Genomic DNA, 25,629 nt, shown 5'->3' with positions numbered 1-25,629 from the left:
GCGCCCAGCGCAGCGCTACATCTGCTTGAACAGATGCGAGAACGGGCGCGAGACCTTGAGCGTCTCTTTGTGGTTTTTCACCTTGACCGTTGCGTCACCGCGGAAATCGCGCGTGACACCTGCAATGGCGTTGACGTTGACGATGGTGCCACGATGAATCTGCCAGAAGATGTTCGGGTCCAGCTCGTCGAGCAGCTCGCGTAGCGGCTTGCGGATAAGCGCTTCTTCAGTTTCGGTGACGACCCGCGTGTACTTCTCGTCGGAGTTGAAGAACAGCACGTCCTTCACGTCGATCAGTTTCAGCGTCGAGCCCAGCGAGGCCTTGATCCAGCGCATGTACTCCGGCGTCCCTTCAGCGCCGGAACGCATCTCGCGCTTGAGCGTCGCGATCAGCTGCGACATATTGTCCGGCAGCGTCGGCGCGTCCTTGTCGTCAGCCTCGATGCGCTCTTTCAGGCGTTCGATGGTGGTCTGCAGGCGATCTTCCTGAATCGGCTTCAGCACGTAGTCGACAGCACCACGCTCGAACGCCGCAACCGCATACTCATGGTAGGCAGTGACGAAGACGATGTGGGTATCGGGGCTGGCGTCGGCGATTTGTGTGGCCACTTCGAGGCCGGTCAACTCCGGCATGCGGATATCAAGGAAAGCGACCGTCGGCTTCAATGCGCCGATCAGTTCAACTGCGGCCAGGCCGTCCTCGGCCTCGCCGACGACGGTCAGCTCGGGCCAGAGTTTTTCGAGTTTCTTCTTCAGAAACTGGCGCAGCAGCGACTCATCTTCCGCGAGCACCGCCGACATTGTTTGCGTCATTCCCATTCGCTTACCCGTTTTCCTTCTGAATCCCTGAGCTGGCCGGTGACTACACGGACGATGTCCACCAGCCACCAGATACCAAGCCCGCCGAGGGTGAAGAGCATACCCAAGCCGCTACCGACGCGGCCAACATAGAAGCGGTGTACGCCAAAGATGCCGACCACCACGACCAGAATGAGCGCGATGGTGCGCGACGACTCCGACGCGTCAGCGGCGCGCACCCTCGCCATCCGCACAGTGCTGCGGTAGTGCCGTGTGTCGTCGGCGGACCAGCGTGCAATGCGGCGGCCCTGCCCGTCATGGAAGTCGCGGGTGCCAATCCACACCAGATCAAGCACCACCCAGAGCAGCAGCGGCAACAGGAAGATGGGCACACCGCCGCTCAGGATGGACAGGATGCCCAGCATCGCCTGCGGCACGGCCGTGCGGCGGTGGCCGACGTAGAACCGGTGGGCCCCGAGCCAGCCAAGGGTGAGCGCCAGCAGACCGGTCGTCTGCACCATGTACGGCGAAATGCCCGCTTCGGCGTCGGCGACTTCACTGGCCACCATTGCCGGCGGCTCCTTCGGTACCCGCAGCAAGGCGCGTACGCCCGACGGCGCGTTCGGCTCCACCACCAGCTCGCCAGTGTCGCCGTAGAGCATTTTCAGCCGTTCGCGGGTATTGGCGAGTCCGACCCCGGTGCCGCCGGTCTGGGCGCCGCCGAGGCCAAGCCCGTTGTCGGCAACCAGCACTTCGACTTTTTCGCCCGCCATGCGCACCTGGATGGCGATGCTGCCGCCTTCGCGCTTCGGCTCCAGGCCATGCTTGATGGCATTCTCAACCAGGGTGGCGATCATTGTCGGCGGGAAGCTGATGCTGTTCAGTTCGACCGGCATGTTGATGGTGTAGGTCAGACGCTCGCCCATGCGGATACGCAGCAGGTCAAGATAGGCCCGCACCACCTCGATTTCGCGGCCGAGCGTGGACGTCGTCTCGCGCATGGTGGGCATCGCTGCGCGCAGGTAGGAAATCAGCCGCTCCAGCATGGTGCTCGCCTGCGGCGGATCAATTTCCTGCAACGCCTGCACGTGCGCCAGCGTGTTGAACAGGAAGTGCGGCTCGACCTGGGCGCGCATCACCATCAGCCGGGCTTCGGCAAGCTGGCGGGCATAGCTTTCGGAGCGCTCACGCGATTCGGCGATCACCGCGCGCTGCTCGCCACGGGTGGCACGTCCGGCGAATGCCCGCGTGATCAACATCAAGAGGAACAGCGCAGAAAGCACCGTGAAGGCGATGCTGCCGAAGATCATCTTCTGCGCGTCGCGGCTGACCGTCGACTGGATGAGGTCGCGGGTATCAGGGTCGAGGTCTGGCGGCTCCTGCACCCGTGCGCCGTCGAGCATCACAAATGGCTGGCCGGGACGGTTGAACACGCTGATGGTGATTTTCTGATCAGCCGGCGTCGCGGTGGCGCCAGGCGCCGCCGGTGCGGCCGGTGCACCGGGTGCGCGCGGTGGCTCGGGCGACTTCGGCATTCCGGGCGCAGCTGGCGGGCGGGGCGCCGCAGGCTGCTTCGGCGCTTTGGACGCCGCTTTGTCGGCAGCATCGGCGCTGGCAGCAGCGGCCGCTTTGGCAGCCTTCTCGGCAGCGGTGGCGGCCTCTGCTGCATCGGCGGCGACCTCCTTCGCGCGCGATTGCAGCTCCTGCAGCTGCTCCACACTGTGCTGCAACTCTTCGATCCGGCTGTTCAACGTATCGACGCTGCTTTCGCTGTCAACGCTCGCCGGATCGGCGCGCAGCTTGGCCGCCAGTTGCTCCAGTGCACGGCTGTCGCGCTTCACCACATCGCGCTGGGCGTCAATCAGCGCTTTCAGCTCGGCAGTGCTGTTGAGCGTAATTTCGCGTTTGCTGGTGCTCAGTTCACGCTCGACTTCGCTGATGGCGTTGTCCAGATCGCGCACCGTGGTCGGGTCCGATGCGATCACCCGCATGCCCAGCAGACCTGAGCGCGCCCGCTCCAGCACCTGCTTTTGCACGGCAAATTTGAACTCCTGCCTGGCGGCTGGCGATTTCAATTGCTGCTGCAATCGAATCGAATCAAACGGAACCGTGAACAGCGCCATCGCGACCAGCACGATCAGGCCGCCGACGATCAGCCGCCACCACGGCGTGCTGCCAAAGCCCTTCCACAACCGCGCGCCGACACCAGGCACCGGCGCCGAAGCGCGTTCGGCCGGCACTGGTGGCACCGGCGGCACGGGCGGGACCGGGGGCGGTATGGGACGCTCGGGAATCGGAGGCGGATTGCTCGGGGCAGAACTCATGGCATTGGTGGCAAAAAGCTGGAGCGGGCTGTCGGTGGACGGCAAACAAATGACCTGAGCCTGAAGTCTGCCAGCGAAGTGTCGGCCTCGCGCCCCACGTGCGACGAAGCGCGGGCGCACTGGACCACTCGCGGAAACCGGTCAGCGGCCATTGCAGCCTGTCTGCGACGCACCGTCGGATCGCACAGCACTCGTGCGCACGGCGCAACAGCCGCGGCCCCAATAGACCGCTCAATAAGGGCAGGACTGGCAAAAACAGTAGAAGTCGACTTTTCGAAAAAAGCGCTTTCAGCCCACACGCAATAAGGCCTGATCGAAAAAGCCAATAGAAGAAAAAAGCAAGTCCGCTTCAGTACGCGAGTACGAACGACGGATCATGATGCCGCGTTAGCATGCGATTTTCACTTTGTGCCAGCAGCGCAAAATGCCCGCACGAGTGGCCGAGGCGCCCAGGAGGCAGCGATGCACACAGACACCACCCAATACAACCACTCGCTGCCACCGGCTGAGCGGGCCATTGCAGAGTTGCTGGCGACCGAGATCGACCGCACGCTACCTGAGGCCGAGAACAAGGTCTGGCACGCGCATCCGGTGTGGTTTCTCGATGGCAATCCGGTCGCCGGCTACAGCAAACTCAAGGGCGGCGTGCGCCTGCTGTTCTGGAGCGGGCAGTCGTTTGACGAGCCGGGATTGGCGGCGGAGGGCAGTTTCAAGGCAGCTGAGGCGCGCTACGTGACGGCCGGCGACGTCAACGTGCCGGACCTGCAACGCTGGCTCGGCAAGGCACGTGACATCCAGTGGGACTACAAGAATCTGGTCCGCCGCAAGGGCAAGCTGGAGCGGTTGAAGTAGGCCGCGAGCAGGCCGGCGGCGGCGGGCGAAGCGTCGCTACTTGCCGCCCGGATTCGGCGAGAACAGGTCGAACTTGTTCGGCTTGCCCTTCCACTCGTCGGCATCAGCCGGCGCGGCTTTCTTGCGCGAGATATTCGGCCACTGCACCGCGTACTCAGCGTTCAGCTTGATCCACTTGTCAGCAATGTCGGAATCAGGCTTGATCGCGTCGGCCGGGCATTCCGGCTCGCACACGCCGCAATCGATGCACTCATCGGGGTGGATGACGAGCATGTTTTCGCCTTCGTAGAAGCAATCCACGGGACAGACATCGACACAGTCGGTGTACTTGCACTTGATGCACTGGTCGTTTACAGCGTAGGTCATGGCGAACGGTTGAAGGCAGTGAAGGGAAGCGAAGCAGGCGCCTGAAAAGCACAAGTCGGCTGCGTCCGGCCCCGTATTTTGCCGCAGGTGCAGCAATTCCCCGCCACCAGCGCGGGTTACCGCGCTTGCCGAGCGGCCCGATTTGCCGACTGTTTGACCAGAATCAAATGGCAGCCCACGCTGTTTGTGGAGGCTGCTGCTACGGTCTACGCAGCGAGGTAGTGCGCCGCCAGCGCCGGATCGGCTGCCAGCGCCGCGAAATCCCCTTCGTAGCGCACGCTGCCGCGCTCGATGACCACGGCGCGGTCCGCGATGGCACGGGCGAAGTTCAGATTCTGCTCGGACAGGATCACGCAGAGCCCTTCGCGCTTCAGTTCCTTCACGCTATCGGCAATACGCTCCACCACGATGGGTGCCAGGCCTTCCGACGGCTCGTCCAGCAGGATCGCCTTCGGATTGCCCATCAAGGTGCGGGCGATGGTGAGCATCTGCTGCTCGCCGCCGGACATCTGGCCGCCGGGCCGATCAAGCATCTCGCCGAGCTTCGGGAACAGCTCACAGACGCGGGCTACGCTCCAGCGCGGCGCGTCGGTCACTTGGGCGCGCACCGGCAGGCGGCCCACTTCGAGGTTTTCGGCGACGGTCAGGTCGGTAAAGATACGACGCTCCTCGGGCACATAGCCCAGGCCCAGCCGTGCAATGTGGTGCGACGCCCGCCCGCAAATCTCGTTATCGGCGAAACGCACGCTGCCCGCCACCTCCGGCAGCAAACCCATGATCGCCTTCAGCGTGGTCGATTTGCCCGCGCCATTGCGCCCGACCAGTACCAGCACTTCACCGGCCCGGGCTGAGAAGCTCAGGTCAAACAGCAACTGCGCGCGGCCATGATGCACGCTGAGATTGCGCACTTCAAGCATGCGCAGCCTCCGCCGGCGCAGCGGTGCCGAGATAAACGGCGCGCACTTCTTCATGCGATCGGATTTCGTCCGGTGTACCTTCGGCAATGATGCGGCCACGGTTCATCACGATCACGCGGTCAGCAAAACCGAACACCACATCCATATCGTGCTCGGTGAACAGTAGCGCCACGTTGCGCTCGCGGCAGGCGGCCAGGGCGTGCTTCATCAGCGCCTCGCGCTCGCCGGGCGCCATGCCTGCCGTCGGCTCATCCATCAACAACAGGCGGGGATCGTTGGCAAAGGCCATGGCCAGCTCCAGCCGCTTGAGATCGCCGTAAGCCAGCTCCGACGCCGGGCGATTGGCCTGTTCGGCCAGCCCCTGCTCAGCGATGAGAGAGTAAGCGTGCGTAATTTCTGCCCGATCCGCCCGCCTGCCAAGGGCATGTCGCAGCGACGTCAGCGAGCGCAAATGACTCATGCGCGCCATCTGCACGTTCTCGCGCACGGTCATCGAGCCGAACGTCGCGGTGATCTGGAAGGTGCGCGCGACACCCTGGCGAAACAGACGCTGCGGCGGCATGCCGGTGATATCGCGGCCATCCAGCCATACCTCGCCTTGGTCGGGGCGAATCTGGCCGTTGATGAGATTGAATGTGGTGGTCTTGCCGGCGCCGTTGGGGCCAATCAGGGCAACCGCCTCACCCGCACGCACCACAAAATCGACACCGCGAACGGCCCGCACGCCGCCAAAGGATTTCGCCAGCGCACGCACCTGCAGCGCCGCCTGACCTGAGTCAGTGTTGAGGAGCGTCACGCTGCGGCCCTCCGCGACCGCCACGCCGCAATCGTTCCGGCAATGCCGCGTGGAAACAACACCACCAGCAGCAGGATCGTGACCCCGAGCGCCCCGCGCCAATACTCGGTTGAGCGGGCCAACGTGTCCTGCAGCCAGGTAAACACGGCCGCCCCGATGATCGGGCCGAGCAGCGTGTTGATACCGCCGAGCAACACCATCACCAGTGCATCCACCGAGCGCGGAATGGCCATCACGTCGGGCGAAATGCTGCCCTTCGAGAAAGCGTAGAGCGCGCCTGCCACCCCGGCGATGGCGCCGGCAATGGTGAACCATGCCCATTGCAAACCACGTGGCGACAAGCCGATGGCAGCCGCTTTCACCGGCGCGTCGCGGCTGGCGCGCACCGCGTAGCCGAGTGGCGTAAACACCAGCCAAGCGCAGAGCAACGTTGCCGAGCCACACACCAGCAGTACGAACAAGTAGAAATCGCCCCGCTCCGACAGCCAGTCCGGCGGCCAGATACCGACCATGCCGTTGCTGCCGCCGGTCACGGCATCCCACTGGAAAACGATGGACCAGGCAATCTGCGCGAACGCGAGCGTCAGCATCGCCATGTAGGTGCCCGAGAGCCGCACGCTGAACCAGCCGAACAGCAACGCCGCCAGCGCTGCCAGCGCCACGCCACCAAGGCACGCGACGATCAGTCCGTAGCCCGCCTTGGCCAGCAGCGCCGCGCCGTAGGCACCGAGACCGAAGTAGGCGGCATGGCCAAAGGAACCCATGCCGCCGTTGCCGATCACCAGACCAAGACTGGCAGCGAACAGCGCAAACACGATCACGTCAATGGCCAGCACCAGCGTGTAGTCTCCCGCCCACTGCGGCAGCAACACCAGCACCACCAGCGCGATGGCGAGCGCAATCAGGCTGCGTCGCCCCGGCACGCGAACCACTGGCGCTTGCCCGGCATCGCCGCGCGCATGCGTCAACGGCTTGCCAAACAGGCCATTGGGCTTCCACACCAGCACCAGCGCCATCACGATGAACTCGGCGACCAGCGTCAGTTTGCTGAACTCGACGGCGACGCCGAACAGCGTGACTTCGCCCAGCCCGATGCACCACGCCTTGACCAGCGAGATGACGCCGGCGGCGACAAACGCGCCCGGCAGGCTGCCGAGGCCGCCCACCACCACCACCACGAACACGTCGGCAATGATGGCGAGATCCATGCCCAGGCTGGCAGGTTCGCGGGGCAACTGCAGGGCACCGCCAATGCCTGCCAGAAAACTGCCGAGCGCGAACACGGCGGTGAACAGCAGGCGCTGATTGACACCCAGCGCATCGGTCATTTCCCGATCCTGGGTGGCGGCGCGCAGCAACAGGCCGAAGCGCGTCCGCCGCAGCAGTTGGGTAAGCGCCAACAGCATCACCGCACCAATCGCGATCAGCAGCAGATCGTAGGTGGGGAACGGCTTGCCCAGGATATCGATCGCGCCGCGAAAGCCCGGCGCTCGCGGGCCGAGCAGATCTTCGGCACCCCAGATTGCCAGCGCAGCGTCCTTGATCACCAGCACCAGTGCAAAGGTCGCGATCAGTTGCAGCAACTCCGGCGCATCGTAAATGCGTCGCAGCACCACAAGCTCCGCCAGCAGACCGATGATGGCAACGGCGAAACCGGCGACCAGCACCCCGCCCCAGAAACCAACCGCGCCGCCAACCGTGTTGGCCACGCTGTAGGCCACATAAACGCCCAGCATGTAGAACGACCCGTGGGCGAAGTTCACGATGCGGGTTACGCCAAAAATCAGTGACAGCCCGACGGCGACCAGAAACAGCGAAGCGGCAGACGCCAAGCCGTTCAGGCTGAGCACTGCAAAGTTGGCAACTGACGACAACATTCCCGAAAGCGTAACGTCGATTGTGGGTATCGGCCGCTGCTCAGCGTACGCCGACGGTTGTCAGCTGGCGATCATGCCAGCGCGAGAACAGCAACAGCGCGACGATGGCGCCCACGCCCGCCATGGCCATGTCTTTCTGCGTATCCCAGACGTCTCCCTGAGTCGCCAGGAAGGCGTCGGCGCCTTCGCCCAGCGCCATCGCAGCGCCCCACTCGATCAGCTCATACAGCGCGCTGATACCGAGGCAACTGAGCACCACCACCACGGCCAGCCACTTGCCGGGACGCAGTGGTGAGGTGCGCAACAGCAGCTCACGGGCAACCAGTGCCGGCGCAAAGCCCTGCATGAAGTGCCCAACCCGATCATAGTGATTGCGCGAAAGGTGGAACTCGTCGCGTAGCCAGTTGAACAACGGCATTTCGGCATACGTGTATTTGCCGCCCACCATCAGCACCACGGCGTGCAGCGTGATCACTACCGTCAACAGCGTGGTGAGCGGAAAGCGCCGCCACGTGAGGGCAACCAGCGGAAGTGCGATGAATACGGGTGCGACTTCCATGAACCACGTGCCGCGGTCTTTCGGCGCCAGACCGGACCACAGGAGCACCAGTATGGTCAAAGCCAGGCAGGCCCACGCGACGGGGGAAGATTTTTGCGCTTGCATGTCGGCAAGTGTAGTCATCCCCTCGCCGTCCAGCCGGTGACCGCAAGTCAATCAACAACGACTCACGCGGCGATAATCGGCGCATGCAATCTGAACATTCCCTCCTTCCGCGCGACGCCATCCTGCAGTTGCGCGCATCAAAAATTCGTGAAGTCGCCAACGCCGGCATGGACCGCAAGGACGTGCTCGCGTTCTGGTTTGGTGAACCCGACGAAGTGACGCCCGATTTCATTCGTTCCGCCGCCAGTGAGAGTCTGCTGCGCGGGGAAACCTTCTACTCGCACAACCTGGGCCTGCCTGAATTGCGCAGCACGGTGGCGAGCTACCTTTCTGCGCTGCATGCCAACCCGGCAGCAGCCATCACGTCAGAGCATGTCGCCATTACCAGTGCCGGGGTCAACGCCTTGTCGCTCGCCGCCCAGTGCATCGTCAACCCTGGCGACCGCGTGGTCTGCGTGACGCCGCTGTGGCCCAATCTGGTGGAGATTCCGAAAATTCTCTCGGCCAATGTCGAATGCGTATCGCTGCAGTTTGGTGAATCTGGCTGGCAACTCGACATGGACCGCCTGCTGGCTGCACTGACGCCGGACACACGCTTGCTGATGGTGAATTCGCCCAACAACCCGACCGGCTGGACGCTAACCCGTGCCGAGCAACAGACGATTCTGGATCGCTGCCGTCAACATGGCATCTGGCTGCTGGCGGATGACGCCTACGAGCGGCTGGTGTTCGATGAGGTTGGCGTGGCGCCTTCGTTCTTCGACATCGCGCACGCCGACGACCGGCTGGTCAGCGCCAACACCTTCTCGAAATCGTGGCTGATGACCGGCTGGCGGTTGGGCTGGCTGGTGGCACCGAAGCCCTTTATCGAGCAGCTCGGCAAAGTCATCGAGTACAACACCTCGTGCTCGCCGGTGTTCATCCAGCGCGCAGGTATCGCTGCCATCACCGGTGGTGACTCGGTGATCGCCCGCACCCAGCGGCGCTTTCGCGAGGCGCGCGACCACCTGTGCGCCGCGCTCAACGCCTTGCCCGGAGTGCATGCGCCACCGCCACCGGGGGCCATGTACGCCTTCTTCAAGGTGGACGGGATGACTGATTCGCTCGCCTTCTGCAAACGGCTGGTTGCCGAACAGGGGCTGGGCGTCGCACCTGGGGCCGCCTTTGGCGACGAGGGGGAAGGCTTTGTGCGCTGGTGCTTCGCCAGTGACCTGAAGCGGCTCGACGACGGCATCGCGCGGTTCACGCAGGGCTTGCAATCGTTGCGATAGCGATATCGCCCGCGTCACCGACCGAAGACGCGGCGGGCGGCAGCGGCGACTGCCCGACTCAGAAAAGTCACAAAACTATTGCCAATCAATAATTTAAGGCATAGTCTTGAGACTATGCCTACAGTTGCGCTCGTAAGTCGAAAAGGTGGTTGCGGCAAAAGCACGCTGGCGACCAATATCGCCGCGCATTTCGCGCGTGGCGGCCTGCCAGTGACGCTGGGTGATCTTGATCACCAGCAGTCGATGCGTGTCTGGCTGAAACGTCGCCCCAGTGCAGCACCGGCCATCGCCGGCTGGGTCGGCGATGTGGCGGGCAACGTACGGCCACTGGGTGTTTCGCATCTGGTGCTCGATACCCCCGGCGGACTGCACGGGCTGGCGCTGGCCAAGGTGGCGATGGTGGCCGATGCGATCCTGATCCCGGTGTCGGGCTCCGTCTTCGACCGTGAAGCCGCATCGGACTGCTGGGCCGAGCTGCGTGCGCACCCGCGCGTAGTGAGTGGTCGCTGTCAGGTTGCCGCAATTGGCATGCGACTGGATCGCCGGACGCAAGCCGAAGAAATCGCGAGCGACTGGGCGGCATCGATTGGGCTTACCTGGCTGTGCAGTCTGCGCAGCTCGCAGGTGTACGTGCGCGCGGTCGAGAACGGTCTCAGCATCTTTGACATGCCGCCGAGCGTGACGACGATTGACCGCGAGCAATGGGATCCGCTGATTGCGTGGCTCACCACCCAGGGGTTCGTGCAGGCAGCGCCTGAACCGGCACGCGCGCCGACAGTGGCCACTGTATCGCCACTGGTTGCCGCCGGCAATGACGCGTTCGCTGCACCGGCCCTGCAGGTGGTGGCAACCTCACCGGCGCTCGCCGCCCGCACGCCCCACGTGCCGCCGGAAGTCGTCGCCGCCGAAGCGCGCGGCTTCGCCCGCTTCGTGCCGCGCTTTCTGCGGCCGAAGTCGTAACAGCCCTCGGCTTAGTCGATTCGAGGCGCCGTCCGCGTGCGGCCGCCCTGCGTCAGTGCGAAGCTCGCTGCCCTGCCGTCCTTCACCTCACCGAACACTATTTCGAGCTCGGTAACGCGTGCGAAAAACGCGGTCGGTGATTTCGCGAACAGCTCGAATTCGTTCTGCCCGGTCGCCTGCGCAAACAGACGGCCGTCGCGCAGCCGCACGACGACGTCGAAACCGGGCGCCAGCCGGTAATTGCCGGCGTACTGCGCCAGTGTCTTCGCATCAACGCTGACGGCGGTTTGTGGCCTGACCACGGCCCTGATCGGGATCGACGGCTCCAGCAGGTGCAGGGCGATATCGTCGGGCGTCGCGCCTGCCGCGTTCGACAGCACGGCGATCGCTGCCTTGCGCTCCGGGTCAACCCAGAGCGACGAGGTGAAACCGCCGGTCATACCGCCGTGATTGAACACAGTGCGCCCGTTGAGCGGCGCCAGCAACCACGCGAGGCCCTGCGGATTCATAGGCGCCATGCCGTCGCCGTACTTCCGCTGTGTCAGCCGGAAGGCGTCGCGCAGCGGGGTGTCAATCGCACCACTTGCGGCCTGCGCATAGCGACCAATGTCACGCGCACTCATTACCAGCGCCCCGGCACCGGCGAGCACGTTGAAGCGCCAGTACCGCGCCCGCTTGAGCGTGTCTCCGTCGATATAGTGGCCGTGGCTGTAGCGCGCTTCCTCGCTGCGCGGCACGTCGAGCCAGCTCGCGGCCAGTCCAAGCGGGGTCAGCACCCGCTTTTGCAGCAAATCGGCATATGAACTGCCCGCCGCGCGCCCGAGCACGTAGCCGAGCAGGCCGAAGCCAAGGTTTGAGTATTCGTAGCGCTCGTCGCGCTTGCGGGTGCTCTTGCCGCCGTCGCTTGCGGTCAACTCCTCGCGGCGCTTGAGGTACTGCAACAGCTCCTGCTCGCGATAGTCCGCGTAGGGATCGGCGCGGGTTCCGTAGGGCATGTTGTCGGGCAGTCGCGGCAGGCCCGAGCGATGCGTCGCCAGATCGACCAGCCGGATCGGTGCGCCGGTGTGGTCACGCAGCGTGAGGCCGCGCAACCCCTGCGGCAGATATTTCTCCACCGGGTCGTCGAGTTTGACTTCGCCCCGGTTCACCATGTCGGCCAGCAATAGCGCAGTGAAGGTCTTGGTAATCGAGCCAATTTCGAACAGAGTGTCGGGCGTCACCGCCGTCGCCTTGTCGAGCGCAGTGTGCCCGGCGGTGACGATGCGCACCTGCTCACCCTGCACCACCACGGCGGCCATGCCGACCGCGCGCTTCTCCTCGTCAATCCGCTTGACCAATATCTCGCGGATGCGCTCGTCGGTCGGCGTCGTCTGCGCCGATGCAGTTTGCCCGCCCAGGCTGACCAGCGCCGCAAGCAACAGTGCGGCGAACCCGACGCCGCCGTGCGGGCGCGCAATGGCAGTTTGATGCTGCGACTCGTGCGGTTTGGTCATGCCAATCGACTCCTGGAATGCGGCACTGAGCCACGCGATGTCGGGATGCTAAGTCGAGCGCCGCGGCGTCGAAACCGGCGCGCGACGAGCCGCGAGAACCGGCGACGAAGCGGATAAGGCTGCCCGAATCAAGGCGTCTGCACCGAGCACTTTCCCATGATTCAGAGGATCACCTTTTTAGCAAGAGCCCTATTCCAATTGGGCTTACACCTAATTTCTTTTGTAAGTCGACTTCATGATAAATCTGCCTTAAAGCCCAATTCAAATGAGGCTTCCCGAGAAAAGATGATCTGAAACTAATCGTCACCGCAGTGATCGCTGTCTGCCATCGGAGACATGAAATCTCTTTAGCAATCAATTACTTAACGAGAAGCGGCAGGTCAGCGGTCGCCAACGGGTGACAGCCCGGACAAGAAATCCGCCGCTTTCGCCGAACTCTCGGCCAATGACGTCGTCATAGATCATTGAATACTCTGCACTTTGTGTGTGCTGGCACGAGCATCGCTCGCACGCAGCTTCGGGGGAGGAGGTCGGGGCATTCAGACGCCGCAGCGTCATCGGCATCGCCGCGCGCTGCACGCATCCACGTCTGAACGGACACACTCTTGAGAGGAGACACTGATGCTGAAGAATGGATTTCTCGGTCGCCGCGATGAACCGCAAACGCCCGCTGGCGGGCGCGCTTCGCCGGATTCGCCACGCTACGCACCGCAACCGGATGCGCCCCCGCTGTCTGCCGTCGCGGTGTCGCACCCGGCGGCAAGTTCGGCACCGGTGGGTGCACGCGCCACTGAAGTGAAGAGCACGACAGGCACCACAGGCAGCGATCTGCTGCGCGAAACGCCAGCGGCCACCACCGTTGCCGCACCGGTCAGCAACGCAGCAACGACCAGCGGCAGCACCAACAACGGCTCGCCAAGGCTCACGGTCGGCCCCAATATCAAACTGAAAGGCGCCGAGATCAATGATTGCGACACGCTGGTGGTCGAAGGCCACGTCGAAGCGTCGATGGACAGCAAAACGCTGGAGATCCTGAAAACTGGCTCCTACGCCGGCACCGTGACCATCGACATCGCCGAAATTCACGGCAAGTTCGAAGGCAACCTCACCGCCCGCAAGAAGCTGATCGTGCACGCCTCGGGCTGCGTGTCGGGCACCGTGCGCTACGGCTCACTACTGGTCAGCGAGGGCGGCGTGGTGAGCGGCGACATCGCCGCCATCGATGGCAAGGGTGACAGTCAGGGGGCGTTGTTCGCCGGCTACCCGTCGGCCCGCACCACCACCGGCAAGCTGGCAGGAGTGGAACATGTCGCGGCGTAGCCGGCTGCGCGCCAGCCTGCGGCGCAAACTGCGACGACCGGGCAGTGCCAATGACAGCAGCGCCGAACCCCGCGCACGTGGCTCGCTACTGCGACGTGCCCAGCAATGGCTGGCCGCCCGTGAGCGTCTGCTGGCGGACTGGATCGCGCGTGCGCGTGTTGCGACGGCACTTGCGCACCCTAGCATGCCGGCGCGCGTCCGACGCTTGCATGGCAAAGTCACTGCCAGCCGTCTCGGCGGCGCTGGCGCCATCATGGTGCTGCAATGGTGGGAATACGAAAGCCCGCTCAAGCGGCGGCTAGCGCTGGAGGCAACGCTGCGCCGGATGTTCTCGGTGGTGCCAGACACGGCTGGCGCTTGAGTCCACGCCGGTAGCAGTCTGCGTAACCTGACGCAGCATTCCGGCCACCGGTCGCAATGCGGGCTGCCAGCCAGCCGAACCATGCTGGAATCCCGATGCGCGGCACCAGCGCCGCGCGTCGTCTAACTGGCTTGGGAGGCTCAATCGATGAAGCTGCGTTCGTGGTACCTCGCGTCCCTTCTCTTCTGTTTCGCACCGACGGTGATGGCACAAGAGGCTGCGGCAGTTACCGGCAAGACGCCACCACGCCGTGATGTACGCTACGTGGTACTGCATAACCCCGGCCCGCAGTGGGACAAGGCAAAAGGGCCGTTCGAGCAACCCGGCTTGCAGGAACACATCAATCATTACCGCAAGCTGCTGCAGGACGGCAAGCTCGAGCTGGGCGGGCCGTTCATGGATTCGGCTGCCGGCGGCATGATGATCCCGGCGGCGGGGCTTGGCGAGGATGAGATCAGAAAGTTCGCGCAGGATGATCCCGCCGTGCGCTCGGGTCTATTGCGCGCCGAGGTCAGGCCATGGCTGATTGGCATGCGCAAGTGACCGGCTGGCGGTACCCTGCTCTCCGTTTGATCGGCTTTGAGCCTACCCTGCAAGCGGGAACAGCAACTCAAACGTTACGCCGCCGTCCTCGTTGCGCGCGGTGACGGTGCCACCCATTTTGGCCATGTAGGTGCGGGCCACGAACAGGCCCTGGCCGCGAGTGGTGTTGCCGGCTTCGCCGGTCGCCGCTTTCGGGTCCGACACCCCGTATTCGAAGATGCGCTCGAACAGCTCTGCCGGAATTTGCTCGCCGGCGTTGTGCACGCGAACGCTCGCACGGTCTCCGGTGACTTCAAGCGTAATGGTGATGTCACTGCCTGGCGCACGATGACGGTCAGCATTGGTGAGCAGATGGGTCAGCACGTCCTCCAGCGAATACTCGTCGGCACGCACTTTGACGGCACCCGCACTGCTGCCGGCAACAAAGCGCACGCTGGCGACGCCCGCCTCCTGCGCGTTGGTGGCAACGTGCGCCAGAAATTCGTTGAGGTCCAGCGTATCGAGCCGCAACTGCGACGACTGGAACGCCTCACTGGGCGATGCGCTGCCGTAAAGCACCCGGATCGCCTGCTGCATGCGGTGGATGTAGCGCGCACTCGGGTCATCTGCCTCGCCATGCAGCACCATCAGCGACTGCAACGGCGACATGATTTCGTGGCCGACCGCGTGCCACGTATCGCGTTCGCGTTCAGCGCGCAGATGCTCGCGGCGCACGTCTTCATTCACCCGTTGCAGCAGATCGTGCAGGCAACTGGCGAGGATGCCGAGTTCATCCTTGCCACGCAAATCCGCCACGTTGAAGTGGCGCACACCGTCCTCGCTGCGCACCTCTGCCGACACCGCCCGTGCGCGCCGCGTCAGCTCCGCAATGCGCCGAATGATGCCCACCTCAACCACCAGCCAGGCCACGGCCAGAGCCGTCAGCATGGCACCAACAAACCAGGACATGCGCGTCGCTACCGAGGCGAGCGCACGGTTTACGCCGCGTACATCCCCGGTGAGGGTGACCTCATAGCTGCCAAGCGCGGTCGAGACAACGTCCTTCGCCTCCAGCGCAGTGTCAAAACCTTCCACCGGCAGCTGTCGAATCAGGCGATCAATCCACGGCCACGCCTCCGGCGCGTCGTCGGTGACCGCAGCGAGTTTGACCAGATCGGCACTGCCGCCAACCTTCTTCACGCGCAGAGTCTCCCCGGGCAGCAGCAGGCCGCGCAGATCATTCAGCGAGAACGGTGGCGTGGCGCCAGCGGCGTTGCTGTCGAAGATCGGTGTACCGGCATCACCGCCGGGCGCGAACACCTCGATTCGCAGCAACGTCTTGTCAAGGTCGGCCGGAGGCCACTCGGGGCGCGGCTCGCGAAATAGCGCCTCGCGAAACACTTCGACTGGCAGGCGGATCGAGAAGAACGTGCCCTTGCGGCATCGTACGGAAGTCGCGGAATCCGCTGCATCTATGCAGGGCGACGACTGCCAGGCCCACCCACGAAAATCGCGCACCGGCCGACCCACGCCCAGCATGTCAGGCCCGTCGGTGTCGACGAATCCGGCCAGACGGCCCCGAATGCCGGCGCTCGGCGAAATAGCACCACCACCGTCACTGCGTTCCATCCGCTCGAAGGGCGCGACCCATCGCCACGTCTGCCCGCGCATGTCGAGCGTCACGCGCACACGGTGGGTGCCGCGCAAGTCGCGCTCACCGGGTTTGCGGCCGACCAGATCGTCACTGGCAAAGCGCCCGGCCACATAAATGAAGCCCCCCGTCCAGGGATTGCTGCCAACCGCCACGCACACCGCGCCGTATTGCCGGTACTGCACCAGGCAGCCGGTGGTTTCAACGGCCTGCTGCACCTTGCTTGCATCGTCGAAGTCGATCGCCGCGTAGGGCAACACATACGGATGCAGCGGCGTCACGGGCACGCTGGCCGCAGCCGGGTTCAGCAGCGCCAGTTGCCCGGCGGGATGATGCAGGCGCGATGACACCTGCTCCTGCGTTTTGCGGAAGTTCGTTTGATAGCCGCGATAACTGAGCGCCTTCTCCTCTTGCAGCAAGGTCACTGCCATCGCAAGCGTCGCCACCGCCAGCAGCAGAAATACGCTACGCAACAGTATGCGCTGGCGGAACGACGCAATGCCAGCCCAGGGCAGGCTCGCCACCCGTTCAAGCACGGAAGGGCTTGCGACCATCAGCGTTTGCGCGCCGGAGTTGCCATGTCCGCAGGCAACGCGGCGGCAACCCAACGGAATCCCCGCATCGGCACGTTCTCGATGGCATCAAACTCTGGATCAATCTCGCGAAAAGCATCACGGATGGTGCTGATGTGCTTGCGCACGTTATCGCGATTGCGACCGCTCTTCACCACCTGAAACAGGTCGTCATAGGACACCACTTGTCCACGATGTTCATGCAGCGCGGCGAGAATGCGCTGTGCGGTCAGTGGCAGGTTGATGCGTTGCCCGCGCCAGCGTGGCGAGCCCTGACGCAGCGGGTCCAGAGACAGTTCGTCGCCGCTCGCTGCGGGTACCTTTGCCTCCTGCTCGCGCTGTGCACGGGACGCGCGCAGGATTTCCAGAAAGGTATCGACGAAATCGGATTCCTCAAAGGTCGTCTTCTGCAGGTAGTCCCAGGCGTCGAGCGCCTTCATGATGCTGCGATAAATGGTGGCTGGCATTGCCGACACGACGAGCACTGGCGTGGCATGCTGCTTGTTGATGGCGTTGATCAGGGCAACGCCAGCGTGACGCTCGCGACCCAGTTCGATGTCCATCACCACGACGTCGTAGCGCTGCCGGGCGATCGCCGCTTCGGCGTCGTCGCGGGTGTACCACTGCTCGACCTTGACGTCCGGGCGCGCAGCCTCGATCCAGCCGCGCAACTGCGCACTCATCGGCGGATCGTCTTCGATCACGGCAACTGTCAGCACCTGCATTCCTGTACGCAAACGATTGATGCCGGCAATTATCGGCGCGGCGCCAGCTTCCCGGTGTGAGTTTTTCTTCCGTTCGAGGAGCCCGGCCTCACACGTACGAGCGCCTGCGAACCCCGGAGCCGCAAAGTCGCCCCGCGTCGCGCTTGTTCGTTCTACGGGCCTGTTTCCAGAATGACCACCAGAGCGAAACAGTACCCAAACGCAACACGCCGGACTGCCGATCGCTCACCACCACGTCACCCAACCCATCGGAGCACAGCATGTCCAATCGCATCAAATCCCTCATTCAGGCCATCCGTAACGGCTTCGCCCGCATCACGTCGCGCCGCGAGCCAATCATCGGCGATGACACACTCGCCGAGACAGTCGTGGCACCTGCCCCCTATCGTGGCCCGGGCCTCGGGCAGCGCATTGGCGACGGCCTGCGTCGCCATCGTTGGGTCGCCTTGGGCGTGCTGGTGGCTGGCGGCATTGGCTACGGTCTCTACAGCCATCCGCCCGTGCGTACCGTGGAAGCGGGGGAAACCGGTATTCGCATCAACCGCATGACAGGTGATGTCAGCGAGTGGCGCGATGGCACCGTGCTGGTGCTGCCTGCGCTACATCAGTGGCGGACGCTGCAACTGCGCGATCAAACCTATCGGCCGGGTGCGAAGGCCGGGGACGCGCCCTTCCAGTCGGTTGAAGGCCTCTCGTTCGGCGCCGATCTCGTGGTGCGCTACGCCGTTGACAGCAACCAGATTGCAGCCCTTGCCAGCAAGCTGCCCGACAACATCGAAGGCGAGATCGTGGAGCCCGCAGTGCAGGGCGTGATCTTTAAGGTGCTGGCACGTTACACGGTACGCGAAATCTTCTCGTCGAAACGCGCCGAAATCCAGCAAACGATCGAATCCGAATTGAAGCCACGTCTCGCTGCCGATGGCATCGTGCTGCGCGCCGTGCAGATGGGCAAGGTCGATCTGCCGGATGACTACCGTCGCGGCATGGAAAAGCTGCTGGCGGAGGAACTGGAGTCCGAGAAGATGCGCTTCACGCTTGAGCTGAAAGACAAGCGAGTCAAGGAGACGGCCCTCGAAGCCGAGGCGCAGAAGGTGCGTCGCGAGAAGGCAGCAGAAGCCGCGGCCAATGAGCAAATCATCGCCGCCCGCGCGCAGGAAGAAGCGATGAAGCACGTGCTGCCGTTCAAGCAGAAGCAGATCGAACAACGCCAGCTCGAGGCCGAAGCCGAGCGGCTGGTACGCATCAAGTCGGCCGAAGGCGCCGCACAGGCCCGCCGCATCGAGGCCAATGGCGAAGCGGATTCACGGCAAAAGCTCGCCGACGCGGAGGCCTATCGCCTGGATCGCGTTGGCAAGGTGGCCAGTGAACAGATGGCGCGCGAAGGTGCCTTGATCAGCAAGCACCCGCTGCTGATCCAGAAGACCATGGCCGACAAACTCTCCGACAAGATCTCGGTAATCATCGCGCCCCCTTCCACCAATGGCGATTTCATCGGTGCCAGCCTGCTTGGCACGACGCGCAATGGCAAGGCCGGCAATGACCGCGAAGAACAGGTGTCACGTGTGGCCAACGGCAGCGACAAGGAGGGCGAATAATGCTGCTCAGCTCTACCCTCGCTGCCGCCGCACTGGCCATCGTCGCTCAGGATCAGGTGGTGTTGCGTGCCGCACCGCGCGATTCAGCGCAGCAGCAAACCATGTTGAGCCAGGGAGATTCGCTGGAAGTACGCGGCGAAAAGATGGATTTCCTGCAGGTCTATGACCATCGTCGTGAGCGCTCCGGCTACGTGCGCACGTCGCAAGTGCGGCAAACGACGCTGTCTGCCAGCGAAGCCCCCGAGTTGCTGGCGGTCGCCAGGTTTGTTCGCGACACACCGGGCACCGAGGCGATGGGTATCGCATTCGTCGCGGCCTATCTGAAGGCAGCACCGGCGACCGCCATCGATGCCGAACCGTTCGACATTCTTGGCACGCTGGCCGACCGTCTGGCACGGCGCGCATCGGGCGCCAGCAAGGCGCAAGAGGCCCTGCTGTCGACTCAGGTCGATACCGCGCGGCACTACGGCATCGGGTTCATCGATATCGAACGCGACGGTCGCGTGCGCCTGTGCTACGAAGGCGAAGCATTCCGTCGGGTACTGGCGCTGTCGAAGCAGGATGTCCAGCGCGCCCACGCAGCACTCGCGATCACCCGCAGCGACTGCATTGACCCGACCTTGCTGCCGTCAAAGCGCCAGGCCGTTGACCAGTGGCGTGCCGAGGTGCTGGATCGGGTTGACATCAGCAAACTGCCTGAGTACCTGAAAAACCGTATGCACGCGCGGCGAGCCTCGGTCTGGGCAAGTCTGGCGTTCCATGAGGCAAAGCAGAGCACAGCAACAGTCGACGGCATTGCGACGAACACCGCAGCGCAACGTGCGCTCGATGCGCTGGCGTCGGTCAACAAGGCGGAGCTGAGCGAAGACGACCAGTCCGCCTATGCTGAAGCGGCGATTCGCACAGGCGCCGTCCGCTGGGGTGCGCAGACCGGCATGCGTCCCGTCGGCCGCCTGACGCTTCGTGCTGCCGCTGGCGAGAACGGCCAGACCTGTCTGTCTGTCGCCGCCACACCCGCTGCCGCAAGCGCGCAACCGCTGCGTTGCACCTATGGCGTTGTCTGGCCGCAGTCGCTCAGCGTCAACCCGGCGGGCAACATCGCCGCCCTTGCCGTACAGCCGCTCGACGGCTGGCGCGAAATGTGGGTACTGCGGCGCAACGAAGCTGGATGGACGGTCGATGTTCTGCCGCCATCCGGCAACGCCCCGGACCTGGGTTACGTTGAATTTGCAGGCTGGGTGCCCGGCGGCACACAGATGCTGGTGGCACGGGAGGTTCGCCAGGATGGTCGTATGCGTCGCAGCTTTGAAACTGTCCGTCTCGATTCGCTGCTGACCGACAAAAAGGCCGAAGAACCGTCGTCATTGAGCACTTTCTATCGCTGGCAGGACGCGCAATGGAAAAAGCTTACCGTCAGTTTGCGCTGAACTGCCGGGAGATTGGGGTCATGCACAAATGTCGCAAGCTCATGCACAATCCCGTCTATCCACTACCGTCCTGTTGGCGGTGATCAAAAACACGGGGGCGCTTCGGCGGTACAGCTCATGTCTGACATTGCATCAGTACCGGCGTCGCCGGGATCGACAACCGCGGCGCCTGCAGGCGAACCGCAGCGATTCGAATTCACCGGCTCCGGGTCGGAATACTTCAAGATATGGATCGTCAACGTACTGCTGACGATCGTCACGCTCGGCATCTACTCAGCGTGGGCCAAAGTGCGGCGGCTGCGTTACTTCTACAACAACACGCGCTTTGCCGGATCAAGCTTCGACTTTCATGGCTCGCCCATTGCCATCCTCAAGGGCCGCATCATTGCGGTGCTGCTGATCCTGCTGATCAATGTGCCCTTTCTTGGCATTGCGGTATTGCTGGCGTACCTGCTGGCGTTGCCCTGGCTGCTTTACCGTTCAATGCGATTCCATCTGTCGAACACCACGTGGCGCAATCTGCGCTTCGCATTTCTGGGCGATGCCAAAGGCGCTTACTCGGCACTTTTGCTGCCGATTGGCATTGTGGTCGCGGCCGGAGCAGTGAGCGGGCTGTCGATGCTGATTTCGCCGTTTCTCGGCATGGGCCTGCTGATCCTGACCATGCTGGGCTTCTATGGCATCGGGCCCTACATCCAGTATCGTCTGCGCCGCTACTACACGGCGGGCGCCCGTGCCGGTACCAGCGAATTCGGCCTGCATATTGGCGTCGGACAGTACTACCTGGTTTACCTCGTCGCGGTCGGGTACATGATGGCAATCGGTGCGGTGGCCTCGGTGCTGATCGCGATGACACTTGGCGTGGACATCGCAACCATCGCTACCAAGGGTGACATGCCAATCGGCAAACTGGCAGCAGTCATCATCATGGTCGGTGGTTTCTACGTGGCCCTGCTGGCGGTCGGTCCGCTGATTCTTGCCATGTTGCAAAACACCGTCTGGCGCGGTACCTCGCTGGCCGGGCAGCGCTTCCACTCTGATCTCGCAGTGCCCAATTTCATGCTGAACTGGCTTGGTTTGACGCTGTTGACCATCATCACCCTCGGCCTCTACCGTCCGTTCGCGGCCATGACGCTGGCGCGCATGCGGATTGAGGCGATGTCGTGGACTGGAACTGCCGATGATCTGGTTGCCGTGCTGCGCGAAGGCTCGCAGCGTGCCGTGGGCTCCGAGGTTGCCGATCTGATGGACGTTGATATTGCTCTCTGACATTGCCCCCGTCAGCGCACGCTACTTCCCGGCAGAGGGCAGCGTTCGCGCCCGCGCTGCAACCCTCACGCTTGCAGAGCAAATCGGCACCCTCAGGTTGAGCGTGGACGGCGAAAGCGCTGCGCGCGATATCGCAGTGAGTGAGCTGCGCGCTTCGGAGCGCTTCGCCACCGCTACGCGCACCGTCCATCTCGCCAATGGCGACATGCTGGAAGTGGACGACAGCGCGCAACTCTCCCGTTTGCTGACCGCAGCCGGCAAGCCCGATGCACTAGTGACCCGCTGGCAACACAGTCTGCACATGGTCGCGTTTTCGTTGATCGCGAGCCTTGTGATTGGTGTGGCGGCTTACCTGTGGGGGTTGCCAGTTGCAGCAGATGTGTTGGCGCGGCGGGTACCGGATTCATGGTCAAAAGCGCTTGATCGTGCCGTCATCGCGCAGTTGACGACGCAGGGCAGCCTGGAGCCGAGCAAGCTGGACGCTGAAACACAGGCCCGCTTGCGCGCCAGGTTCCAGCAGATCGCCGCGAGCACTGCGGGCAGCCCGGTGGTGGATATCCGCTTCCAGCGCATTGGCAACATGGCCAACGCGTTCGCGCTACCCGGCGGCACGATCGTCTTTCTCGACGGCATCGTCAACATGGCGCCGGACGACGCCGCGCTCGCCGGGGTATTCGCCCACGAGCTGGGCCACGTGCAGCACCGGCATGGCCTGCGCACGCTGATCCGTACCGCCGCTGTATCGGCGGTCGCCGCCTGGTACTTCGGAGACTTCACCTCGTTGGCCAACGCCGCGATCATCATGAGTCAGCTGAGCTATTCGCGTGACTTTGAGACCGAAGCCGATGACGAGGCGATCGCCGGGATGCGGGCCAACAGCGTTGATCCACGCTCAATCGCCGAATTGTTCCGCCGCATGCGTGACCGCGGCCCATTCGATGATGACGAGCCAAAAGAAAAATCCACCGGCGATACCGACCCAAAGTCGGCGAACAAAACGAAGCGAAGCGGCCCGCTGTTCTCGATTCCCGAGTTCCTGAGCACCCATCCCGACATCGAACGCCGGATCGAACGCTTCGAAAAGGCGCGCTGACCATGTCGGTGCGGCACGGCGCGGGCGCCACTTATCTCAACGCAAGCGGCCGGGGCGAAACACGGTGGGGTCAACCCCCGCGACGCGAAGCGAGTCTGGCAGGGGCTCGCTGCAGATGAGCGCCGTTGCCAGCTCACTCGCGCCAGCCGCACTCTGGATGCCATAGCCGCCCTGCGCGGCGAGCCAGAAGAAGCCGGGCGCGTGATTGTCAAAACCGATCACCAGTTCGCCGTCGGAAACGAACGAACGCAGGCCGGCCCACGTGCGTTCTGGCCGGCGGATGGTCAACGTCGTCGCGGTTTGCAGACGGTCAATGCCAATTGCGATGTCGAGCTCCTCGGGCATCACGTCGTGCGGCACCGTGTCGTCAGCATTCGCCGGGGAGCCAAGCAGGCGGCCAGCATCCGGTTTGAAGTACCAGCCCTCGTCAACGCCGACCACCGCCGGCCATGACGTCACATCCATGCCATCCGGCGTCTTGAAGGTGAAGGCGCTGCGGCGGCGCGGCACCAGACCAACCGCAGGCGCTGCAAACAGCGCTGCCACCTCGTCTGCCCAGGCGCCCGCCGCGTCCACCACCACCGTCGTACGAATCGCATCACCGCTGCTCAGCCCAATGTCCCAACCACCAGCGTTGTGTGCTGCGGTGCTCACCTGGGTCTCCGTATGCAACGTACCGCCCTGCGATTTGAAGCCGCGCAGGAAGCCCTGATGCAGCACATGCACGTCGATATCTTCAGCCGCCGCTTCGTACAGCGCGCCGTGAACGAGCTCCGGCCGCAGGCAGGGCACCCGCGCGAGCGTCGCTGCTGCGTCGAGTTGCTCAATCGCACCTCCGTGCGTGGTCAGTTCACGGGCGGTGTCCGCCAGCAGTTCCTCCTGCCCGTGCATCGCGACGTACAGTGCGCCGCGTCGGGACAACAGCGGCGTATCGCAAAAGCCTGATGGTGGATGCTCATAAAAGGCGCGGCTCGCACGCGTCAGCGCACGCACACCCGGTGGCCCGTAACTCTCCATGAACATCGCCGCCGAGCGGCCGGTGGAGTGCATGCCTGGGAAAGCCTCGCGCTCGATCAGCAGCACCTTGCGTCTCGCCGCCAGTCGCCACGCCAGCGACGCACCGGCGATACCTGCACCAACGATGAGAACGTCAAACTCCTGCACGGTGGGTGGCTATCTATGATTCGAACAGTTTCGCGTGCTCCTGCCGCAGCAGGTTCTTCTGCACCTTGCCCATCGCGTTGCGTGGCAGGTCCGCTGCGATGAAGACGCGTTTCGGCACCTTGAAGTTGGCGATTTTGCCTTTCAATGCGGCAACAATGGCGTCGCCATCCAGCATGGTCCCGGCTTTGGCCACCACGACAGCGATGACACCTTCGCCGAAATCCGGGTGTGGGAGGCCGACCACCGCTGATTCGGCGACGCCGGGCATCTCGTTGATGTAACCCTCAATCTCGGCAGGGTAGACGTTGTAACCGCCGCTGATGATCAGATCCTTGCTGCGGCCAACGATGGTCACGTAGCCGCGCGCATCGATCTTGCCGACGTCACCGGTCTTGAACCAGCCATCGGCCGTGAATTCTTCCTTGTTCTTTTCCGGCATGCGCCAGTAGCCGCCAAACACATTGGGGCCGCGCACTTCAATGCCGCCGATCTCGTCCACCGCGCAGGTACCGCCCTTGTCATCAGCGACGCGCACGCTGACGCCCGGTAGCGGAAAGCCGACCGTACCGCCGCGCCGTTCGCCCTCGGCCGCGCGATAGGGATTCGAGGTCAGCATGCAGGTTTCGCTCATGCCGTAACGTTCGAGAATGGTGTGACCCGTCCGCTCGTGGAACTCGTTGAAGGTTTCGATCAGCAGCGGCGCCGATCCCGCGACGAACAGCCGCATGTTGGCGCAGGCCTCGCGAGTGAGCTGCGGCGACGCGTTGGCCAGCAGGCGCACATAGAGCGTCGGCACGCCCATGAACACCGTCGCCTCGGGCAGGCGCTTGATGACTGCCGTCGGATCAAACTTTGCGAACCAGATCATCCGTGCGCCCGCGAGCAGCGCGCAATGCGAGGCCACAAACAGTCCGTGCACATGAAATATCGGCAGCGCGTGAATCAGCACATCCTTGCTTGACCAACCCCAGTAATCAAGAAGGGTCTGCGCATTCGACAGCAGATTGCGGTGCGACAGCATCGCGCCCTTGCTGCGCCCGGTGGTGCCGCTGGTGTAAAGGATCGCGGCGAGATCATCCGCTTTGCGCGTGGCGACCGTGTGCACTGTCGACTGCGTAGCAGCGGCTTCGGTCAGCGTGCCCTGACCGTTCTCATCCAGCGTGAACACTTTGGCGACCTTCGCAACATCGGCGATCGGCTGCACCCAAGGAAGCGATTTCGGCGCGCAGACGACCACCGCGGGCTCGGCGTTGCCGATGAAGTATTCGATCTCCGCCGCCTGGTACGCCGTGTTGAGCGGCAGATAAACATAGCCCGCCCGCAATACCCCGAGGTACAGCATCAGCGCTTCGACGCTCTTCTCGGTCTGCACTGCGACGCGACTGCCAGCAGGCAGATTCATGCTGGTCAGCAAGTTGGCGATACGCGCTGTCGCCTCATCCATGTCGCGCCAGGAGTGACGTTTGAGATTGGCGCCAGTCGCGCTATCCGCCGCGTCGATCGCGGTGGCATCGAGGTCATCCGGGAATGCGGCGCGTAGCGCTGCGAAGAGGTTTTCGTTGTTCATCAGCATCTCTGTCGTGACATCGTCATCATCGCGTGCAAGCCCGCG

22 protein-coding genes are annotated in these 25,629 nt (G+C 63.7%); 10 read left to right on the top strand and 12 right to left on the bottom strand.

Going from position 1 to position 25,629, the window contains the following annotated elements; translation table 11 throughout:
• Positions 1-15: 15 nt before the first annotated feature.
• Positions 16-813, bottom strand: coding sequence for a LytR/AlgR family response regulator transcription factor (locus FKL89_RS05075; protein ID WP_238363491.1), 798 nt, complete (start codon positions 811-813; stop codon positions 16-18).
• The gene (locus FKL89_RS05070; RefSeq protein ID WP_156861741.1) at positions 810-3,122 is read right to left on the bottom strand and encodes an NINE protein; all 2,313 of its coding nucleotides are present in this window, start codon (positions 3,120-3,122) and stop codon (positions 810-812) included. The genes FKL89_RS05075 and FKL89_RS05070 overlap by 4 nt, the downstream gene beginning before the upstream one ends.
• A gap of 462 nt (positions 3,123-3,584) precedes the next feature.
• Here FKL89_RS05070 and FKL89_RS05065 point away from each other — a divergent pair, with 462 nt between their 5' ends.
• A complete protein-coding gene (locus FKL89_RS05065) occupies positions 3,585-3,974 on the top strand; it encodes a DUF1801 domain-containing protein (protein WP_156861740.1) in 390 nt (129 codons plus the stop codon).
• Positions 3,975-4,010: 36 nt separating this feature from the next.
• On the opposite strand, the gene fdxA is transcribed toward FKL89_RS05065, so the two are convergent.
• From fdxA to FKL89_RS05040, 5 genes are all read right to left on the bottom strand, one after another.
• The gene (fdxA, locus tag FKL89_RS05060) at positions 4,011-4,340 is read right to left on the bottom strand and encodes a ferredoxin FdxA (protein ID WP_156861739.1); all 330 of its coding nucleotides are present in this window, start codon (positions 4,338-4,340) and stop codon (positions 4,011-4,013) included.
• A gap of 206 nt (positions 4,341-4,546) precedes the next feature.
• The gene (locus tag FKL89_RS05055; RefSeq protein WP_156861738.1) at positions 4,547-5,257 is read right to left on the bottom strand and encodes an ABC transporter ATP-binding protein; all 711 of its coding nucleotides are present in this window, start codon (positions 5,255-5,257) and stop codon (positions 4,547-4,549) included.
• A complete protein-coding gene (locus FKL89_RS05050; RefSeq protein ID WP_238363490.1) occupies positions 5,250-6,053 on the bottom strand; it encodes an ABC transporter ATP-binding protein in 804 nt (267 codons plus the stop codon). Before FKL89_RS05050 ends, FKL89_RS05055 begins: the two co-directional genes overlap by 8 nt.
• Complete coding sequence (locus FKL89_RS05045) at positions 6,050-7,930, bottom strand: ABC transporter permease (protein ID WP_156861737.1); 1,881 nt, start codon at positions 7,928-7,930, stop codon at positions 6,050-6,052. Before FKL89_RS05045 ends, FKL89_RS05050 begins: the two co-directional genes overlap by 4 nt.
• 40 nt (positions 7,931-7,970) lie before the next feature.
• Positions 7,971-8,612, bottom strand: coding sequence for a DUF2238 domain-containing protein (locus FKL89_RS05040; RefSeq protein WP_238363489.1), 642 nt, complete (start codon positions 8,610-8,612; stop codon positions 7,971-7,973).
• 65 nt (positions 8,613-8,677) lie between these two features.
• On the opposite strand from FKL89_RS05040, the gene FKL89_RS05035 reads away from it, so the two are divergent.
• Together FKL89_RS05035 and FKL89_RS05030 are read left to right on the top strand one after the other, a co-directional pair.
• A complete protein-coding gene (locus tag FKL89_RS05035) occupies positions 8,678-9,865 on the top strand; it encodes a pyridoxal phosphate-dependent aminotransferase (RefSeq protein WP_156861736.1) in 1,188 nt (395 codons plus the stop codon).
• Between the two features lie 114 nt (positions 9,866-9,979).
• Positions 9,980-10,825 (top strand): ParA family protein, encoded by an 846-nt coding sequence (locus FKL89_RS05030; RefSeq protein WP_156861735.1) that lies wholly within the window; start codon positions 9,980-9,982, stop codon positions 10,823-10,825.
• Positions 10,826-10,836: 11 nt separating this feature from the next.
• Here FKL89_RS05030 and FKL89_RS05025 read toward each other — a convergent pair whose 3' ends face one another.
• On the bottom strand, positions 10,837-12,318 hold the full coding sequence (locus tag FKL89_RS05025) for a serine hydrolase (RefSeq protein ID WP_156861734.1): 1,482 nt from the start codon (positions 12,316-12,318) through the stop codon (positions 10,837-10,839).
• A gap of 621 nt (positions 12,319-12,939) precedes the next feature.
• On the opposite strand from FKL89_RS05025, the gene FKL89_RS05020 reads away from it, so the two are divergent.
• The 3 genes from FKL89_RS05020 (at position 12,940) to FKL89_RS05010 (ending at position 14,542) form a co-directional block, all read left to right on the top strand.
• A complete protein-coding gene (locus tag FKL89_RS05020) occupies positions 12,940-13,638 on the top strand; it encodes a bactofilin family protein (RefSeq protein WP_156861733.1) in 699 nt (232 codons plus the stop codon).
• Positions 13,625-13,999 carry a hypothetical protein gene (locus FKL89_RS05015; RefSeq protein WP_156861732.1) on the top strand — a complete coding sequence of 125 codons (375 nt, stop codon included), beginning with the start codon at positions 13,625-13,627 and terminating at the stop codon, positions 13,997-13,999. The genes FKL89_RS05020 and FKL89_RS05015 overlap by 14 nt, the downstream gene beginning before the upstream one ends.
• Positions 14,000-14,146: 147 nt before the next feature.
• A complete protein-coding gene (locus FKL89_RS05010) occupies positions 14,147-14,542 on the top strand; it encodes a YciI family protein (RefSeq protein WP_156861731.1) in 396 nt (131 codons plus the stop codon).
• A 42-nt stretch (positions 14,543-14,584) separates the two neighbouring features.
• On the opposite strand, the gene FKL89_RS05005 is transcribed toward FKL89_RS05010, so the two are convergent.
• Entirely contained in the window at positions 14,585-16,726 is a 2,142-nt protein-coding gene (locus FKL89_RS05005; RefSeq protein ID WP_156861730.1) for a sensor histidine kinase, read from the bottom strand.
• Positions 16,726-17,463, bottom strand: coding sequence for a response regulator (locus tag FKL89_RS05000; protein ID WP_156861729.1), 738 nt, complete (start codon positions 17,461-17,463; stop codon positions 16,726-16,728). Before FKL89_RS05000 ends, FKL89_RS05005 begins: the two co-directional genes overlap by 1 nt.
• Positions 17,464-17,729: 266 nt before the next feature.
• Between FKL89_RS05000 and FKL89_RS04995 the strand changes: the two genes are divergently transcribed.
• From FKL89_RS04995 to FKL89_RS04980, 4 genes are all read left to right on the top strand, one after another.
• Positions 17,730-19,064 carry an SPFH domain-containing protein gene (locus tag FKL89_RS04995; protein ID WP_156861728.1) on the top strand — a complete coding sequence of 445 codons (1,335 nt, stop codon included), beginning with the start codon at positions 17,730-17,732 and terminating at the stop codon, positions 19,062-19,064.
• On the top strand, positions 19,064-20,491 hold the full coding sequence (locus tag FKL89_RS04990; protein ID WP_156861727.1) for an SH3 domain-containing protein: 1,428 nt from the start codon (positions 19,064-19,066) through the stop codon (positions 20,489-20,491). The genes FKL89_RS04995 and FKL89_RS04990 overlap by 1 nt, the downstream gene beginning before the upstream one ends.
• Before the next feature lie 117 nt (positions 20,492-20,608).
• The gene (locus FKL89_RS04985) at positions 20,609-21,760 is read left to right on the top strand and encodes a YjgN family protein (protein WP_156861726.1); all 1,152 of its coding nucleotides are present in this window, start codon (positions 20,609-20,611) and stop codon (positions 21,758-21,760) included.
• Positions 21,750-22,853, top strand: coding sequence for a M48 family metallopeptidase (locus FKL89_RS04980; protein WP_156861725.1), 1,104 nt, complete (start codon positions 21,750-21,752; stop codon positions 22,851-22,853). Before FKL89_RS04985 ends, FKL89_RS04980 begins: the two co-directional genes overlap by 11 nt.
• 36 nt (positions 22,854-22,889) lie before the next feature.
• On the opposite strand, the gene FKL89_RS04975 is transcribed toward FKL89_RS04980, so the two are convergent.
• Both FKL89_RS04975 and FKL89_RS04970 read right to left on the bottom strand, forming a co-directional pair.
• A complete protein-coding gene (locus tag FKL89_RS04975; RefSeq protein ID WP_156861724.1) occupies positions 22,890-24,017 on the bottom strand; it encodes an NAD(P)/FAD-dependent oxidoreductase in 1,128 nt (375 codons plus the stop codon).
• A gap of 13 nt (positions 24,018-24,030) precedes the next feature.
• Positions 24,031-25,584, bottom strand: coding sequence for a malonate--CoA ligase (locus FKL89_RS04970; RefSeq protein ID WP_156861723.1), 1,554 nt, complete (start codon positions 25,582-25,584; stop codon positions 24,031-24,033).
• Positions 25,585-25,629: the final 45 nt, after the last annotated feature.

Source organism: Casimicrobium huifangae (assembly GCF_009746125.1).
Taxonomy (GTDB): Bacteria; Pseudomonadota; Gammaproteobacteria; order Burkholderiales; family Casimicrobiaceae; genus Casimicrobium; species Casimicrobium huifangae.
This window is presented reverse-complemented; position numbering and strand designations above follow the sequence as displayed.